This window comes from Mycobacterium florentinum (assembly GCF_010730355.1).
In the GTDB taxonomy this organism is placed as follows: Bacteria; Actinomycetota; Actinomycetes; order Mycobacteriales; family Mycobacteriaceae; genus Mycobacterium; species Mycobacterium florentinum.
Map to the genome: position 1 here is coordinate 5,097,875 of NZ_AP022576.1, position 16,625 is coordinate 5,114,499.

At 67.6% G+C, this 16,625-nt stretch carries 10 protein-coding genes; 4 read left to right on the plus strand and 6 right to left on the minus strand.

Annotated elements, in window-relative coordinates; all coding sequences use genetic code 11:
• Positions 1-47: 47 nt before the first annotated feature.
• Positions 48-1,145 (minus strand): magnesium/cobalt transporter CorA, encoded by a 1,098-nt coding sequence (corA, locus tag G6N55_RS24265; protein ID WP_085221021.1) that lies wholly within the window; start codon positions 1,143-1,145, stop codon positions 48-50.
• A 217-nt stretch (positions 1,146-1,362) separates the two neighbouring features.
• Here corA and G6N55_RS24270 point away from each other — a divergent pair, with 217 nt between their 5' ends.
• Genes G6N55_RS24270 through G6N55_RS24280 form a run of 3 tightly spaced genes read left to right on the plus strand, consistent with a single transcriptional unit; the run spans position 1,363 to position 4,427 of the window.
• Entirely contained in the window at positions 1,363-2,352 is a 990-nt protein-coding gene (locus G6N55_RS24270; protein WP_085221020.1) for a malate dehydrogenase, read from the plus strand.
• A 45-nt stretch (positions 2,353-2,397) separates the two neighbouring features.
• The gene (locus tag G6N55_RS24275) at positions 2,398-3,567 is read left to right on the plus strand and encodes an NAD(P)-dependent malic enzyme (protein ID WP_232078826.1); all 1,170 of its coding nucleotides are present in this window, start codon (positions 2,398-2,400) and stop codon (positions 3,565-3,567) included.
• Positions 3,564-4,427, plus strand: a complete 864-nt coding sequence (locus tag G6N55_RS24280; protein WP_085221018.1) for a glycine betaine ABC transporter substrate-binding protein — start codon at positions 3,564-3,566, stop codon at positions 4,425-4,427. The genes G6N55_RS24275 and G6N55_RS24280 overlap by 4 nt, the downstream gene beginning before the upstream one ends.
• A 4-nt stretch (positions 4,428-4,431) precedes the next feature.
• Here G6N55_RS24280 and G6N55_RS24285 read toward each other — a convergent pair whose 3' ends face one another.
• The 4 genes from G6N55_RS24285 to G6N55_RS24300 all read right to left on the minus strand — a co-directional run bounded on the left by G6N55_RS24285 (position 4,432) and on the right by G6N55_RS24300 (position 10,980).
• On the minus strand, positions 4,432-5,265 hold the full coding sequence (locus G6N55_RS24285) for an SDR family NAD(P)-dependent oxidoreductase (RefSeq protein WP_085221017.1): 834 nt from the start codon (positions 5,263-5,265) through the stop codon (positions 4,432-4,434).
• Between the two features lie 79 nt (positions 5,266-5,344).
• Positions 5,345-6,211, minus strand: a complete 867-nt coding sequence (locus G6N55_RS24290) for an SDR family NAD(P)-dependent oxidoreductase (RefSeq protein ID WP_085221258.1) — start codon at positions 6,209-6,211, stop codon at positions 5,345-5,347.
• A 78-nt stretch (positions 6,212-6,289) separates the two neighbouring features.
• Complete coding sequence (locus G6N55_RS24295) at positions 6,290-10,000, minus strand: multifunctional oxoglutarate decarboxylase/oxoglutarate dehydrogenase thiamine pyrophosphate-binding subunit/dihydrolipoyllysine-residue succinyltransferase subunit (protein ID WP_085221016.1); 3,711 nt, start codon at positions 9,998-10,000, stop codon at positions 6,290-6,292.
• 191 nt (positions 10,001-10,191) lie between these two features.
• Positions 10,192-10,980: a hypothetical protein gene (locus tag G6N55_RS24300; RefSeq protein WP_085221015.1), complete on the minus strand. Its 789-nt coding sequence runs from the start codon at positions 10,978-10,980 to the stop codon at positions 10,192-10,194.
• A 243-nt stretch (positions 10,981-11,223) separates the two neighbouring features.
• Between G6N55_RS24300 and G6N55_RS24305 the strand changes: the two genes are divergently transcribed.
• The gene (locus G6N55_RS24305; protein ID WP_085221014.1) at positions 11,224-13,176 is read left to right on the plus strand and encodes an MFS transporter; all 1,953 of its coding nucleotides are present in this window, start codon (positions 11,224-11,226) and stop codon (positions 13,174-13,176) included.
• A 16-nt stretch (positions 13,177-13,192) separates the two neighbouring features.
• Here the strand turns inward: G6N55_RS24305 and G6N55_RS24310 are convergent, their stop codons facing one another.
• Entirely contained in the window at positions 13,193-16,591 is a 3,399-nt protein-coding gene (locus G6N55_RS24310; protein ID WP_085221013.1) for a TM0106 family RecB-like putative nuclease, read from the minus strand.
• Positions 16,592-16,625: the final 34 nt, after the last annotated feature.

Below are 16,625 nucleotides of genomic sequence, written 5' to 3' on the forward strand. Positions count from 1 at the left end.
GGCGTCCTGAGCGCACACTCACAGCCCAGGGCGCACGCTCGAAGCGGTTAAAGCCAGTTGTTCCTGCGGAATTGGAAGTACAGGATCAGGCAGGCCAGCGTCATCAAGCCCATCACACCCGGATAACCCCAGGTCCAGTCCAGCTCGGGCATGAAATGGAAGTTCATGCCGTAGATGGCGGCGACCATGGTGGGCACCGCCAAGATACCGGCCCAGGCCGCCATCTTGCGCATGTCGTTGTTCTGCTGCATGCCAACTCGCGCCAGCGCCGCCTGAACCAGCGAGTTGAGCATGTCGTCGTAGCTGGCGATCTGATCGGCGGCGGCAGAGTGGTGGTCGCCGACGTCGCGCAGATAACGCCGTACTTCTTTGGAGATCAGATCCTTGTTTTCCACCTGCATGCGATGGAATGCGGCCGACAGCGGGTTGACGCAGCGGCGAAGCTCGACGACCTCGCGCTTGAGCATGTAGATCGGCTCGATGTCGAGCTTGCGGCCCGGGGCGAACGCCACCTCCTCGATGCTGTCGATGTCGGTTTCCATCAGCTGGGTGACCTCGAGGTAGCGGTCCACGACATAGTCGGCGATCGCGTGCATCACCGCATACGGCCCCAGCATCAGTTGTTCGGCGTCGGCCTCCATCTGCTTGCGCACGTCCGCCAGTCCGCTGTGCTCGCCGTGGCGGACCGTGACCACGAAGTCCTTGCCGACGAAGACCATCACCTCGCCGCTCTCCACGATCTCGCGTGCGAGCGCCACCGACTCGTGCGGGACGTACTTGACCGTCTTGAGCACCAGCACCAAGGTGTCGTCGTAGCGCTCCAGCTTGGGGCGCTGATGTGCGCACACCGCGTCCTCGACGGCCAGCGCATGCAAGCCGAAAACGTCTGCGACTTCCTTCATCTGGACCTCGTCGGGCTCGTGCAAACCCACCCAGACGAAGGCCTCGTGGCCCAGCATCTCGATCTGGTGCACCTTGCTGCAGGCTTCCGTGTAGGTGAACTTGCCGGGCAGCCGGTGCCCCGCAACGTAGACGGCGCAGTCGACCAGGGCTTCGTGGGGTGGGGGCGGCGGCGGGGGTTCTGGCGTCGGCTCGTGCGCGATCGTGCGCAGCGCTTCCGGCAGTGCGTCGAAACCCTCGAACACCTCAACCTCCTATCCCACCGTAGGCCTGGTAGAGCGGTGCTCCATGCTACGCGTCCTGGTAAAACGCCGGTTGAAACGGCACGAGCTGACAATGCCTGCCCGATGGGCGGCGGCGAATCCGCGGTGGCGTCGGACCGGAGATTTCGGGCGGGCAACGGTGCGCTAGTTTCGACCCGAAGCAAAAGGACCGAAATTTCTCCATAAGGAGCCAATCGACGTGAGCGCAACTCCTCTGAAGGTCGCCGTCACCGGCGCCGCCGGCCAGATCGGCTACAGCCTGCTGTTCCGCCTGGCCAGCGGCTCCCTGCTGGGACCCGACCGCCCGATCGAACTGCGGCTGCTCGAGATCGAGCCCGCGCTCAAGGCGCTCGAGGGCGTCGTGATGGAGCTCGACGACTGCGCGTTCCCGTTGCTGTCCGGCGTCCAGATCGGCGCGGACGCCAACAAGATCTTCGACGGCGTGAACCTGGCCCTGCTGGTCGGCGCGCGGCCGCGTGGCCCGGGCATGGAGCGCAGCGACCTGCTGGAGGCCAACGGCGCAATCTTCACCGCGCAGGGCAAGGCGCTCAACTCGGTTGCCGCAGACGACATTCGCATCGGCGTGACCGGTAACCCGGCCAACACCAACGCGCTGATCGCGCTCAGCAACGCTCCCGACATCCCCAAGGAGCGGTTCTCCGCGCTGACTCGCCTGGACCACAACCGGGCGATCTCGCAGCTGGCCCGCAAGACCGGTGCCGCGGTCACCGACATCAAGAAGGTGACCATCTGGGGCAACCACTCGGCGACCCAGTACCCCGACATTTTCCACGCGGAGGTCGGCGGCAAGAACGCCGCGGAGGTCGTCAACGACCAGGCCTGGATCGAGAACGACTTCATCCCGACCGTCGCCAAGCGCGGCGCGGCGATCATCGACGCGCGCGGCGCCTCGTCGGCCGCCTCGGCGGCCTCGGCCACCGTCGATGCCGCCCGCTCCTGGCTGTTGGGCAGCCCCGACGGCGACTGGGTGTCGATGGCGGTCTTCTCCGACGGCTCCTACGGCGTGCCGGAGGGCATCGTCTCGTCGTTCCCGGTGACCACCAAGGACGGCAACTGGTCCATCGTGCAGGGGCTGGAGATCGACGAGTTCTCCCGGAGCCGGATCGACAAGACCACCGCTGAGCTGGTCGAAGAGCGCACCGCGGTCACCGAGCTGAAGCTGATCTGAGCACACCAATTAGGCCTACTAATGGGTAGTCAGTACCCTGGGCGCGTGTCCGAAATCGTGCCACCACTCGTCATCGGGGACGATGAGATCTTCGACGCCCATGTCGGTGGGAAGCTTTCGGTAGGGATGAAGTCCCCGCTGGACACGCAGCGCGCGCTGTCGATCGCGTACACGCCGGGCGTCGCACAGGTCAGTCGGGCGATCGCCGCCGACCACACCCTGGCCGATCGCTACACGTGGGCGAACCGGCTGGTGGCCGTCGTCAGCGACGGCAGCGCCGTACTCGGTCTCGGCGACATCGGACCGGCGGCGGCGCTGCCGGTGATGGAGGGCAAGAGCGCACTGTTCAAACAGTTCGCCGACCTCGACGCGATCCCGATCGTGCTGGACACCAAGGACCCCGACGAGATCGTCGAAACCCTGGTGCGGCTGCGCCCGACGTTCGGCGCGGTGAACCTCGAGGACATCTCCGCGCCCCGCTGCTTCGAGATCGAACGACGGGTCATCGAGGCGCTGGACTGCCCGGTGATGCACGACGACCAGCACGGCACCGCGATCGTGGTGCTGGCGGCGCTGATGGGCGCGTCCAAGTTGCTCGGCCGCGACATGGGCTCGCTGCGGGTCGTGGTCTCGGGCGCCGGAGCAGCGGGTGTTGCCTGTTCGAAACTCCTTCTCGCAATGGGTGTTTCGGACATCACCGTGCTCGACTCACGCGGCATCCTGCACGCCGGGCGCGACGACATGAACGTCGTCAAGACCGACCTGGCGCGCAGTAGCAATCCCCGTGGTCTGGCCGGCGGCATGGTGGAAGCGCTCAAGGAAGCCGACGTGTTTCTCGGGGTGTCGGCCGGCGTGGTGCCCGAGGAGCTGATCGCCACGATGGCGTCGGATTGCGTGGTGTTCGCGCTGTCCAACCCCGACCCGGAGATCCAACCCGACATCGCGGCCAAGTACGCCGCCGTGGTGGCCACCGGCCGCAGCGACTACCCGAACCAGATCAACAACGTGCTGGCGTTCCCCGGGGTGTTCCGTGGTGCGCTGGATGCCGGGGCGCGGCGGATCACCGAAAAGATGATGGTGGCCGCGGCCGAGGCGATCTTCTCCGTCGTGAGCGACGACCTCGCGCCCGACCGGATCGTGCCGAGCCCGCTGGACGCGGGCGTCGGTGAGGCGGTGTCGCAAGCCGTGGCGCGGGCTGCCGACACCTCGGAGTGAAAATCGGCAAGCTCGGGGCGCTGCTGATCGCCGCCGTGCTCGCGCTCACCGCCGGTTGCACAACCGACCATCACCCCGCGCCGGGTCTGGTGGTCGGTTCCAAGAACGATCCCACCTCGAGGCTGCTGGCCGCCGTCTACCTGGCGGCGCTGCGGTCCTACGGTTTCGCCGCGCAAACCCAGACCGCCGACGATCCGATGGCGCAACTGGACTCCGGCGCCGTTGCCGTCACGCCGGCCTTCACCGGCCAGACGTTGCAGACCCTGCAGCCCGGCGCGACGGCGCTGTCCGACGCGCAGGTCTACCGCGCGATGGTGGCGGCACTACCCGAGGGCGTCGCCGCCGGCGACTACGCCACCGCCGCCGAGGACAAGCCCGTGCTGCTGGTGACACAACCCACCGCCAAGGCCTGGGGCGGCCAGGACCGCAGCGCGGACCTGACCACGTTGGGAAAACATTGCGACGGCCTGGTCGTCGGGATCGTCGCCGGCCACCACGCGCCGTCGGCGATCGGCAGCTGCCGGCTACCCGCCCCGCGTGAATTCCCGGATGGCACAACGATGTTCGCGGCGGTGCTGGCCGGGCAGTTGACCGCGGGCTGGACCACCACCGCCGACCCGGCCATTCCGGGCGACCTGGTGCCACTGGCCGACGGCAAGCCGGCTCTGATCCGGGCGGAGAACGTGGTGCCGCTCTACCGGCGCAATACGCTGACCGATCGGCAGGTGCTGGCGATCAACGAGGTGGCGGGCGTGCTGGACACCGCGGCCCTGGCCGATATGCGCCGCCAGGTCGATGGCGGTGCCGATCCGCTGGCGGTCGCCGGCGGGTGGCTCGCCGAACACCCGTTGGGCCGCTGAGGACCTACGGCTTGCCGCGGGGAACGAGCCGTCGCGTGATGGGTCCGAACAGCCGCTGGTAGCCCGGCCCGGTCAGCCGCACCACGGCATCGAGCACCTTGGCGTCCGTGCCGACCAGCACCCTGGCCTTGTTCTTGCGCACGCCCTCCAAGATCACTTGCGCGGCTTTCTCGGGGGTGGTGCTGGCCATCTTCTTGTCGAACACCTTGGCCAGTTCGGCCGCGTCGAGTCCCTCGACGGCGGTGGCGTTGCGCGCGATCGCGGTCTTGATGCCGCCCGGGTGCACCGTGGTGACCTTCACCGGATGCCCGGCCACCCACATCTCCTGGCGCAGCGCCTCGGTGAAGCCCCGCACCGCGAACTTGGCCGCGTTGTACGCGGCCTGGCCCGGCACCGAGAACAAGCCGAACACGCTGGAGATGTTGATGACGTGGCCGTCCCCGGACGCGATCAGGTGGGGGAGAAAAGCCTTGGTGCCGTTGACAACTCCCCAGAAGTCGACGTCCATCACCCGTTCGATGTCCTTGAACTGGCTGACCTCGATGTCGCCGGTGAACGCGATGCCGGCGTTGTTGTAGATCTGGTTGACCTTGCCGAAGTGCTCGTTGATCGCGTCGGCGTAGGCCAGGAAGGCCTCGCGCTCGGTCACGTCGAGTCGGTCGGTTTTGACCGGCGCGCCGATGGCCTTCAGCTGTTCCTCGGTCTGCGCCAGTCCCTCGGTGTTGACGTCACTGATCGCAAGGCCGGCACCGGAGCGGCCCAGCTCGACGGCCAGCGCCTGACCGATACCCGAACCCGCGCCCGTGACCACCGCGATCTTGCCGGCGAACCCCTGCATGTGCGCCCTCCCTCGTGTCCACACTTACCTCGAGATTACCGGTACCAGCGGTCCCGGGTAGCGATGGGGTTGCCGAGCGTCAGCTCCTGCGTGCCAGGAGGCGGCGTCCGAAGGTCACCAGCCGGCCCAGCACGCCCGGCCCGCCGAACAACACGTCGTGGTAGCGCGTACCGGCCACCCGCACCAGCAGGTCCGCGGATTTCGCGTCCGCGCCGATCAGGACCCGGGCCTTGTTCTTGCCCACCGCCGCCAGGATTCTGCGGGCGGCCTGTTGCGGCGTCGTCTTGGCCACCTGCTGGTCGAAGTTCGCGAGTATCTCGTCCTGGTCGAGTCCCATGCCGTCGGCGATCTCGGCGTTGGTGCCGAACGGGGTTCTGACGCCGCCCGGGTGGACCACGGTCACGCCCACGTTGTGGCCGGCCACCGACATCTCCTGGCGCAGCGCCTCGGTGAACCCGCGGACGGCGAATTTGGCCGAGACGTAGGCGACCTGACCCGGCAGTGCCATCACCCCGAGCACGCTGGAGATGTTGATGACGTGGCCGTCTCCGGAGGCGATCACGTGGGGGAGAAAGGCCTTGGTGCCGTTGACAACTCCCCAGAAGTCGACGTCCATCACGCGCTCGATGTCCTTGAAGTCGGTGACCTCGAGGGTGCCGATGTGGGTGAGTCCCGCGTTGTTGTAGATCTGGTTGACCTTGCCGAAGTGGTCGCTGACCTCGTCGGCGTAGGCCAGGAAGGCCTCGCGCTCGGTGACGTCGAGCCGGTCGGCCTTGACGGGGGCGCCGATGGCCTTCAGCTGTTGCTCGGTCTGCGCCAGACCGTCGGTGTTGACGTCACTGATCGCAAGGCTGGCACCCGCGCGACCGAGCTCGATGGCCAGCGCCTGACCGATACCCGAACCCGCGCCGGTCACGACGGCGACTTTGCCGGCGAACTTCTGCATGTACACCCTTTCCCAAGTCCGCCCCATGCGTCGAGGTTAACCGGTATTCGCGGAAGTCCAGCCGGTGGCCGATGAATCTCAGCCGAATGCGGTGTCGAGTATCTCCTGTTGTTCCACCGCGTGCACCTTGGACGAACCCGACGACGGCGCCGACATCGCCCGGCGCGAGATGCGCTTGATCCCGGACAGTTTGTCGGGCAGCAACTCGGGCAGCTCCAGGCCGAAGCGCGGCCACGCACCCTGATTGGCCGGCTCCTCCTGCACCCAGAAGTACTCGTTGACGTCCGGATAGCGGTCCAGGGTTTCGGACAGGCGCCGCTTCGGAAGCGGCGCGAGCTGCTCGATCCGCACGATCGCGATGTCGTCGCGGTTGTCCTTGGCCTTGCGTGCCACCAGCTCGTAGTAGATCTTGCCGCTGGTCAGCAGGATTCTGCGGACCTTGCTGCGATCGCCGATGCCTTCTTCGTAGGTCGGCTCCTCCAGCACCGAGCGGAACTTGATCTCGGTGAAGTCCCGGATGTCGCTGACCACGGCCTTGTTGCGCAGCATCGACTTCGGGGTGAATACGATCAGCGGGCGCTGAATGCCGTCCAGGGCGTGGCGGCGCAGCAGGTGGAAGTAGTTGGACGGGGTCGACGGCATCGCGATCGTCATCGAACCCTCCGCCCACAGCTGCAGGAAACGCTCGATTCGCCCGGAAGTGTGGTCGGGACCCTGGCCCTCGTGGCCGTGCGGCAGCAGCAGCACCACGTTGGACAGCTGGCCCCACTTGGCCTCGCCGGAGCTGATGAACTCGTCGATGATCGACTGCGCGCCGTTGACGAAGTCGCCAAACTGGCCCTCCCACAACACAAGTGCGTCCGGGTTGCCCACGGTGTAGCCGTATTCGAAGCCGACGGCCGCGTATTCGGACAGCGGCGAGTCGTAGACCAGGAACTTGCCCCCGGTCGGGGTGCCGTCGGGGTTGGTCGCCAGCAGCTGCAGGGGTGTGAACTCCTGGCAGTTGTGGCGATCGATGATCACCGAATGCCGCTGGGAGAAGGTGCCGCGGCGGGTGTCCTGCCCGGACAGCCGGATCAGCTTGCCCTCGGCGACCAACGTTCCCAGCGCCAGCAGCTCACCGAAGGCCCAGTCGATCTTGCCTTCGTAGGCCATCTCCCGGCGCTTTTCCAGCACCGGCTGTACGCGCGGGTGCACGGTGAACCCCTCCGGGACGGCCAGGAACGCGTCGCCGATGCGGGCCAGCAGCGATTTGTCCACCGCGGTGGCCAGGCCTGCGGGCACGATCTGGTCCGCCTCGACGGATTCGCTGGGCAGCGCGCCGTGCTTTTCCACCTCACGGACTTCGTTGAACACCTGCTCCAGCTGGCCCTGGTAGTCGCGCAGCGCGTCCTCGGCCTCCTTCATCGAGATGTCACCGCGGCCGATCAGGGCTTCGGTGTAGCTCTTGCGGGCGCCACGCTTGGTGTCGACGACGTCGTACATGTAGGGGTTCGTCATCGACGGGTCGTCGCCCTCGTTGTGGCCGCGGCGTCGATAGCAGAGCATGTCGATCACGACGTCCTTGCGGAACTTCTGCCGGAAGTCGACGGCCAGCCGCGCCACCCACACGCAGGCTTCCGGGTCGTCGCCGTTGACGTGGAAGATCGGCGCGCCGATCATCTTGGCGACGTCGGTGCAGTATTCGCTGGACCGGGAGAACTCCGGTGCGGTGGTGAAACCGATCTGGTTGTTGACGATGACGTGGATGGTGCCGCCGACCCGATAACCGGGCAGCAGCGCCAGATTCAGCGTCTCGGCGACCACGCCCTGGCCGGCGAAGGCGGCATCGCCGTGCAGCATCAGCGGCATCACCGAGAAGCCGTCCTCGCTGTCGCCCTTGTCTAGCAGGTCCTGCTTGGCCCGAACCAATCCCTCCAGCACCGGGTCGACGGCTTCCAGGTGCGACGGGTTGGCGGTCAGCGAAACCTGAATGTCGTTGTCGCCGAACATCTGTAGGTACACGCCGGTGGCACCCAGGTGGTACTTGACGTCGCCGGACCCGTGCGCCTGCGACGGGTTCAGGTTGCCCTCGAACTCGCTGAAGATCTGCGAGTACGGCTTGCCGACGATGTTGGCCAGCACGTTGAGCCGGCCCCGGTGCGGCATCGCGATCACCACTTCGTCCAGGCCGTGCTCGGCGCACTGGTCGATCACCGCGTCCATCAGCGGAATCTGGCTTTCGGCGCCCTCCAGTGAAAACCGTTTCTGCCCAACATATTTGGTCTGCAGGAAGGTTTCGAACGCCTCGGCGGCGTTGAGCTTGGACAGAATGTATTTCTGTTCGCCCACCGTGGGTTTGACGTGTTTGGTCTCGACCCGTTCTTCCAGCCAGCGCTGTTGCTCGGGCTCGAGGATGTGGGTGTACTCCACACCGATGTGCCGGCAGTACGCGTCGCGCAGCAGGCCCAGCACGTCGCGTAGTTTCTTGTATTCACAACCGGCGAAGCCGTTGACCTTGAACACCCGATCGAGGTCCCACAACGTCAGGCCGTGGTTGAGGATATCCAGGTCGGGGTGGCTTCGGAAGCGGCTGGTGTCCAACCGCAACGGGTCGATGTCGGCCATCAGATGTCCGCGGTTGCGGTAGGCCGCGATCAACTCCATCACGCGCGCGGTCTTGTCGACGATCGAGTCCGGGTTGTCGGTGCTCCAGCGCACCGGCACGTACGGGTTGCCCAGCTCGCGGAAGATCTCGTCCCAGAAGTCGTCCGACAGCAGCATCTCGTGGATGGTGCGCAGGAAGTCACCGGACTCCGCGCCCTGGATGATGCGGTGGTCGTAGGTCGAGGTCAGGGTGATCAGCTTGCCGATACCGAGTTCGGCGATGCGCTCCTCGCTGGCGCCCTGGAATTCGGCGGGGTACTCCATCGCACCCACCCCGATGATGGCGCCCTGGCCGGCCATCAGCCGCGGCACCGAGTGCACGGTGCCGATGGTGCCCGGGTTGGTCAGCGAAATCGTCACTCCGGCAAAGTCTTCGGCGGTCAGCTTGCCGTCGCGGGCGCGGCGCACGATGTCCTCATAGGCGGAGACGAATTCCGCGAACCGCATCGTCTCGCAGCCCCTGATGCCGGCCACCACCAGCGAGCGCTTGCCGTCCTTGCCCTGCAGGTCGATGGCCAGACCGAGGTTGGTGTGCGCCGGGGTGACCGCGGTGGGCTTGCCGTCGACCTCGGCGTAGTGCCGGTTCATGTTCGGGAACTTCTTGACCGCCTGCACCAACGCGTAGCCCAGCAGGTGGGTGAAGGAGATCTTGCCGCCGCGGGTGCGCTTGAGCTGGTTGTTGATGACGATCCGGTTGTCGATCATCAGCTTGGCCGGAACGGCACGGACGCTGGTCGCCGTCGGCACGTCCAGCGATGCGGACATGTTCTTGACGACGGCCGCGGCCGCGCCGCGCAGCACCTGCACCTCGTCGCCTTCGGCCGGCGGGGGCGTGGGGGCCTTGGCAGGCGCAGCGGGCGCCGGCGTCGCGGCACCGTTTCCGGCCGGAGCGGTGCTGGCCGGCGCAGCGGGGGCAGGCGGGGCGGCCGGCGGCTCGGCGACGACGACCGGCTTGGGCGCCGCGGCGGCCTGTCCGTCAGCGGGGTTCGGGGTGTCCTGGGCCGCGGCGCTGGGCTCGGGGTTGTAGTCCACGAGGAACTCGTGCCAGCTCGGATCCACCGACGAGGGGTCGTCGCGGAACTTGCGATACATCTCCTCGACCAGCCATTCGTTTTGCCCGAATGGTGAACTGCTGTTGCTCACGGCCGCTGTTCGCCTCAATTCTTCTGTCCTGCAGGCTCTATAAGCGGCTATTGCCCGGCGCCTGCAACTCTGCGCACCTCGGTTGACGAGGCACCTCACACCCGTGGCAGACCATTATGTTTCCGCCTCATAAAGGCTAACCCTTCGCCGGTGATTCGCCAGCGAGACCTCGGAACCCGGGGACCGGACGGCTACTGGCTCACCTCGCGCACCGGCGGCAATACGTGCAAGAGATTCGGCCAGCGAGCCGGCGGGGCGCCAAACGCCTGGCGGGCATTCTTGACGATCTTCTTACCGATGACGCGATTGCCGCCGCCACCGACCACGGCGCCGATGCCGACCGGCAGCATCTTGCCGAACATCAACGCGCCGCGGCGCAGCGCGTACCGCTTGACGAAGTATCTGAGCATTCGCGTGTTGAGCCGTCCCAAGCTCGACAGCGGCAGCGAGGCCATGCCCTCGGCCAGCCAGCCGCCGTTGGTGCGCGCCGGACCGATCAGCTCGCCGATGGCGCGCTTGCTGTCGTCGCCGACCAGGACGGCCAGCACCAGCGCGCGTCGCCGCTCGTGATGATCGGCGGGGATGCCGTAGACCTGGGCGGTCGAGAGCACGAAGATCGCGGTCGCTTCCAGGAAGAACACGGTTTCGCCGGCACCCGCCGACAGCGCCGTCAACGTCCCGATCCCGGGGAAGGTCGCCGCCGAACCGACCGCGGCACCGCTGGCCATCAAGGCGGCCAGGTAACGATTCTCCAGCTTGGTGACGATCTCGGCGGGGCTCGCGCCGGGGTTCGCCCGCCGCAGCCGGGCCACCAGGGCCTCCGCGGCCGGGCCCTGAACCCGCGAACTGCGCTCGATGACCTGCGCCAATGCGCGCGTCGAAGCCTTCGGGCGACCGGAGCGGCCGGACGGCACGTTCTCGGGCAGCTGCTCGGATCGTTTCAGGGACCGAAGCCCCGACCTAGTGCGTCGCGCGCTCATAGTGCCTCTCCTGCCAATGGCGTCCCTTCAGGCTAACGCGAGTTTGCTGAACGCGGGGCCAGCGAATGTGCGCGCGCGTCAATCAGACCGTGGACGGCGGGTGGTCGGCAGACCCGGAATAATGCAGGCTGGACACTGCTCGAGCCGTTGTCGGCTGCGGCTGGGGGAATCGCCGCGTGCGGGCGCTGTCACACCTGCTCACGGCGGCAAGCCGGTCGTCGGGCGTTGAAGCGAGGTGAGTGCATGACCACGGCCACGTCCGGGTCGTCCGGGGGAACCCGGCGCGCGGGGCCGAGTCGTGCCGAGAAGACCACCGACCGCAAGTACCTCGCCCCATCCGGGCCGTTCAGGAGCGGGAACCCGTGGCACGCGCTCTGGGCGATGATGATCGGGTTCTTCATGATCATGGTCGACTCGACCATCGTCGCGATCGCCAACCCGACCATCATGGCCGACCTGCGTATCGGGTACGGCGCCGTGGTCTGGGTGACGAGCGCCTACCTGCTCGGGTATGCGGTGGTGTTGCTGGTGGCCGGCCGGCTCGGTGACCGGTTCGGGACGAAGAACCTCTACCTGATCGGTCTGGTGGTGTTCACCGCCGCCTCGATGTGGTGCGGGCTGGCCGGCAGCGCCGGCATGCTGATCGCCGCGCGGGTCGTGCAGGGGGTCGGCGCGGGGGTGCTCACCCCGCAGACCCTGTCGACCATCACCCGGATCTTCCCGCCGCAGCGGCGCGGCGTGGCGGTCAGCGTGTGGGGCGCCACCGCCGGCGTCGCCAGCCTGGTGGGTCCGTTGGCCGGTGGCGTGCTGGTGGACGGGCTGGGCTGGGAGTGGATCTTCTTCGTCAACATCCCGATCGGCATCGCCGGGGTGGCGCTGGCGGTGTGGCTGGTTCCGGAGCTGCCCATCCAGGCGCATCGGTTCGATCTGGTCGGCGTCGCCCTGTCCGGGGTGGGCATGTTCCTGATCGTGTTCGGTCTGCAACAGGGCCAGTCGGCGCATTGGCAGCCGTGGATCTGGGCGACGATCGTCGCCGGCATCGGGTTCGTTTCGGCCTTCGTCTACTGGCAGTCGGTGAACGCCCGCGAGCCGCTGATCCCGCTGGCAGTCTTCACCGACCGTGATTTCAGCCTGTGCAGCGTCGGCGTGGGCATCACCTCGTTCGCCGCGACGGCGTTGATCTTGCCGGTGACCTTCTATACGCAGATGGTGTGCGGGTTGTCGCCGACCCGTTCGGCGCTGCTGCTCGCGCCGATGGCGATCGCCAACGGTGTGCTGGCGCCGTTCGTCGGCCGGATCGTCGATCGGTACCATCCGCGGCCGGTGTGCGGTTTCGGCTTTTCGGTGCTGGCGATCGCGCTGACCTGGCTGTCGTTCGAGATGGCCCCGGACACGCCGATCTGGCGTTTGGCGTTGCTGTTCACCGCAGTTGGTGTCGGGATGGCGTTTGTGTGGTCGCCGCTGACGGCCACCGCCACCCGCAATCTGGCGCCGGAGCTGGCCGGCACCGGGTCCGCGGTGTACAACTCGGTGCGCCAGCTCGGGGCGGTGCTCGGCAGTGCCGCGATGGCCGCGTTCATGACGTGGCGGATCGGTGCCGAGATGCCGCCCGACGTGTCCGACCAAGACGCGGGGGATGGCGCTATTGGGTTGCAATTGCCCGAATTCGTGCGCGAGCCGTTCTCGGCCGCGATGTCGCAGTCCGTGCTGTTGCCCGCGTTCATCGCGCTGTTCGGGATCGGCGCGGCGCTGTTCCTGGTCGGCTTCGCGTCCTCGACGATGTCCCGCCCGGGCGTCGGTGCTGCGCCGTCCGACTATGACGACGATGACGACTACGTCGAAGTCATCCTCCGTCGCGAGCACAGCGGTGAGCCTGCGCGCAGCGCCGCGATCGCCCCGGACGAGGTGCTGCACCGCGATCCCGTCGAATCGCGCCGCCGTCGCGGCGATCCGCCGTCGCGACCCGAACCGATTGGCTTCGCCCACAACGGCTCTCACATCGATCGTGAAAAGCGCTTTCGGCCGATCGTCGAGCTGCCGCCGCACTGGCATGGTCCGGCCACCCGCAGCGATCGCCGCGCGCCGTCGCCGGGCCGGCGCGTGAACGGCTCGACCCGGGCGGCGCGGGGCCAGCGTTACGGTCCCGACCCGGACGACGACCCGACCGGACGCGGCCGGCATTCGTCGGGCAGGTAGGCCCGACCGGACGCCCTCAGGCGTTCGCCGTCAACGCCAGAAAGCCGCCCAACTCCAGCAGGCCGGCCGGTGTGGTGGGCAGGTACTCGGTCAGCAGCTCCGACCGCACGATCACCGCCGCGTACTGCGCCCGGCTGACCGCGACATTGAGCCGATTCCTGTTGAGCAGGAACGAGATTCCGCGCGGCACTTCTTCGACCGACGACGCCGTCATCGAGATGAAGACGACCGGCGCCTGCGCGCCCTGAAACTTGTCGACGGTTCCGACCCGCACCGCATCCAGACCCGCCGACGCCAACCGCTCGCGCACCAGCGACACCTGAGCGTTGTACGGCGCCAACACCAGCACGTCGGAGGCGGCCAATTCCCGGGTGCCGTGCTCGTCGGTCCAGGACGACCCGAGCAGCGGCCGGATCTGCGCAACGATCGCGTCGGCCTCCTCGGGGCTTTCGATTGAATTGCCTTGGTGGCGAACGGAAAGCACGCGCACACCGGGCTCACAGCCGTCGAGGACGCGCGCGGCGGTGCGCTCGGCGAGCGAACGCAGTCTGCCTTCATACGATAGCTCGGAGACCGCGGCGCAGACCGCCGGATGCATCCGGTAGGACAGGTCCAGGAAGTAGCCGCGCTCGTCGGGCAACGTGCGCTGGCCGTCGACCAGCCAATCGAGGGCGGACGTGTCGACGGGTTCGGGATGAGTGCCCTGACTGACCTGCGGCAGCTGCTGCGGGTCCCCGAGCAGCAGCAGGTTGCTCGCCGCCGGCGCCACGGCGATCGTGTTGGCCAGGCAGAACTGGCCCGCCTCGTCGATGACAAGCAGATCCAGGCTGCCCGGCAGCACCCGATTGGCGTTGGCGAAATCCCATGCCGTACCACCTATTACGCATCCGTTGCCGGCCGAGATGAATGCGGCGTACTCGCTGCCGTCGATCTCCTGCCAGCGCGGGGCGTGGTGGTCGTACTTTTTCTTCGCGACCCGGCTCGGTTCGAGCCCCGCATCGATCACGGCGTCGAGCAGGTTTTCCACCGTGGCATGCGATTGCGCCACCACACCGACGCGCCAGCCGTGTTCGGTGACCAGGCGGGTGATCACCGCCGCGGCGGTGTAGGTCTTTCCGGTTCCCGGCGGGCCGTGCACCGCCAGGTATGACGATTCGAGATCCAGTGCCGCGGCAGTGATATCGGCGATAGCGTCGGAGGTGCGCGGCAACGGGTTTCTGGTGCGGGGTGCGCGGCGCAGCAGGATGTCGATCATCGCGGTGCGGGGCAGCTCCGGCAGCCCGGCGCCAACCGCGACGGCGGTGGATTCGATCGACTCGCGCAGCGCCGTCGTGGGAAGGGGCGGCCCGGGTGTCAGCGCAAAGGGGAGTTGGTGAAAGGCGTTGCCGTCATTGCCCATTCGTTCGACGATAACGACTTCGGTGGGCACTGCCGGATCGTCGACCTCCACGACGGTGGCCCGTCCGGGCGCCCGCCGATCGGGACTGTCGCACATGCTCGGCGGGGCCGGCGCCTCGTAGAGCGCGAAGACGTCGGTCATCAGGTCGCCGCGGGCCAGTTCACCGCGCAGCGTCACCCGGCGCTGCGGCTTGCGGGCCCGGGGCGGCGTGTGCCAGTCCACGCTGACGGATGACTCGTGGGAGACGAACACATCGGTGTTGTCCGCCCATTCGTCGACCGGGAAGTTCAGCCGGTCGAAATGCGCCCACCAGAACGGTTTGTCCTCACGCCGGTGATAGCCGCGCGCCGCGCCCACCAACGCGACGGCGACCTGCTCCGGCGTGCGATCGCCGACGGCGGCGTCCCCGGTGAACGCCGACAACGCGGCAGCCAGCTCGTCATGGTCGTCGACGGTATCGCCGCCGGAAACCGGTTGGGCGCCAACCGGTGTGACGCCGGATTCCCAGGCGCGCACCAACAGCCAGTTGCGCAGCTCCTGCGTCGACCGGCAGTCGTAGTGGTTGTAGTCCTCGATCTCCTTGAGCACGGTTTCGGCTTCGCCGGTGCGGCCGGCGTCGCGCAGTTCGCAGGACTTGGCGTAGGAGGTGATCGAATCGGCGGCCGTGGTGACCTCACCCGAGCGCAGCTGTGTCCCCATGTACAAGGGCTCCAGGGCCTTGAGACTGAACGACTCGGCGCCGGATTGAATGCTCTTGCGCACCAACGGGTACAGGTCGACCAGCGTGCCGCTGCGCAACAGGTCGTCGACCTCGTCCTCGCCGACGCCGTAGCGTCCGGCCAGCCGCAACAACGCGGTCTTCTCGTACGGCGCGTAGTGGTAGATGTGCATGTTGGGCCGACGCTTGCGCCGCTTTTTCACCATGGCCAGGAAATCGATCAGGGCCTTGCGCTCGTCGGCCCGGTTGTGCGCCCACAGCGGGCTGAAATGTCCCGCCGCGTCCAAGACGCCGAACAGGTACTCCAGGCCCCAGTCGTGGCCGTCGGCGGTCCACAGCGGATCGCCCTCGAAGTCGAAGAACAGATCGCCGGGGTCGGGCTCGGGCAACAGCGCCAGCGGCTTTGGATCGACCACCTCGAAGTGCGCAATTCCGGTATCACGCTGCCGTACTTGCAGTTTCGCCTGTGCGGTCAGCCTGGCCAGCGCGCTGGACGCCAGGCCGGGCACCGGGCCGTCATGTTCGGCCAGCTCGGCGACCGTGTCAATCCCGGCATCAATCAGCTTGTCGCGCTGACTGACTCGCATGCCGGCCACCAACAACAGATCGTCTCCCGCTCGCACCTGCTCGACACACAGCGGGCAACGAAAGCAGGCCCGCACGCCCTCGTCTTCCCAGCGCACCGGCGTGCCGGCGGCGTGGTGCTCGTCGAGCAATCGCTGCAACCGGGCCCGCTGCGATCGAAAGACGGGGATCAGGTCGTAGACGCGGTACCGCATCACCGAGCCGTCGCCCAGCCGCAGCTCGGCCTCCTGGGCGACGGACACGCCCATTGCGGTCAGCGCGTCGGCGTAGGCCGCCAGCTGCAGCAACGCGGTGACCTTGGCGGAGCGGGCCAGCTTGGTGTCGACGAGCCGATACTGCTCACCGTCGGCGACCAGGAAGTCGGCGAAGCCGACGAAGCGCCCGTCGAACATGGCGGCCTGATACACCACCGGGGCGCGGCCGGCGATCGCGCGCCGGGTCGCCTCCGCGGCGGCGCTCAGCCCGGCCAGCGTGTAGGCCGGACGCCCGATGACCGCGACGCCGTCGGCGAACTCGTCGCGCAGCCGGTCGAGTTCGCGTCGCTCGTGGTCGTCCCCGAGGGCCGCGGTGCGCGCCAGCAGTTCGTCCTCGACGTCGACGGCGGGGCCCCAGCCGAGCTTCGCGTCGAAATTCCGGAGCAGGGCGTACTCGCATCGGGCGGCCGCGGCCAGGTCCGACGCGCTGTACACGATGCTGTCATCGGTGACGAACACAGCAGCCACTGTAGGTGAGGCGGCCGACACCGCC

Bases quoted from the DNA above. Each gene is read 5' to 3' on its own strand.
- G6N55_RS24285 (WP_085221017.1), bottom strand. From the start codon at position 5,265: ATGCAGGGGTTCGCCGGCAAGATCGCGGTGGTCACGGGCGCGGGTTCG.
- G6N55_RS24290 (WP_085221258.1), bottom strand. From the start codon at position 6,211: ATGCAGAAGTTCGCCGGCAAAGTCGCCGTCGTGACCGGCGCGGGTTCG.
- G6N55_RS24300 (WP_085221015.1), bottom strand. From the start codon at position 10,980: ATGAGCGCGCGACGCACTAGGTCGGGGCTTCGGTCCCTGAAACGATCC.
- G6N55_RS24305 (WP_085221014.1), top strand. From the start codon at position 11,224: ATGACCACGGCCACGTCCGGGTCGTCCGGGGGAACCCGGCGCGCGGGG.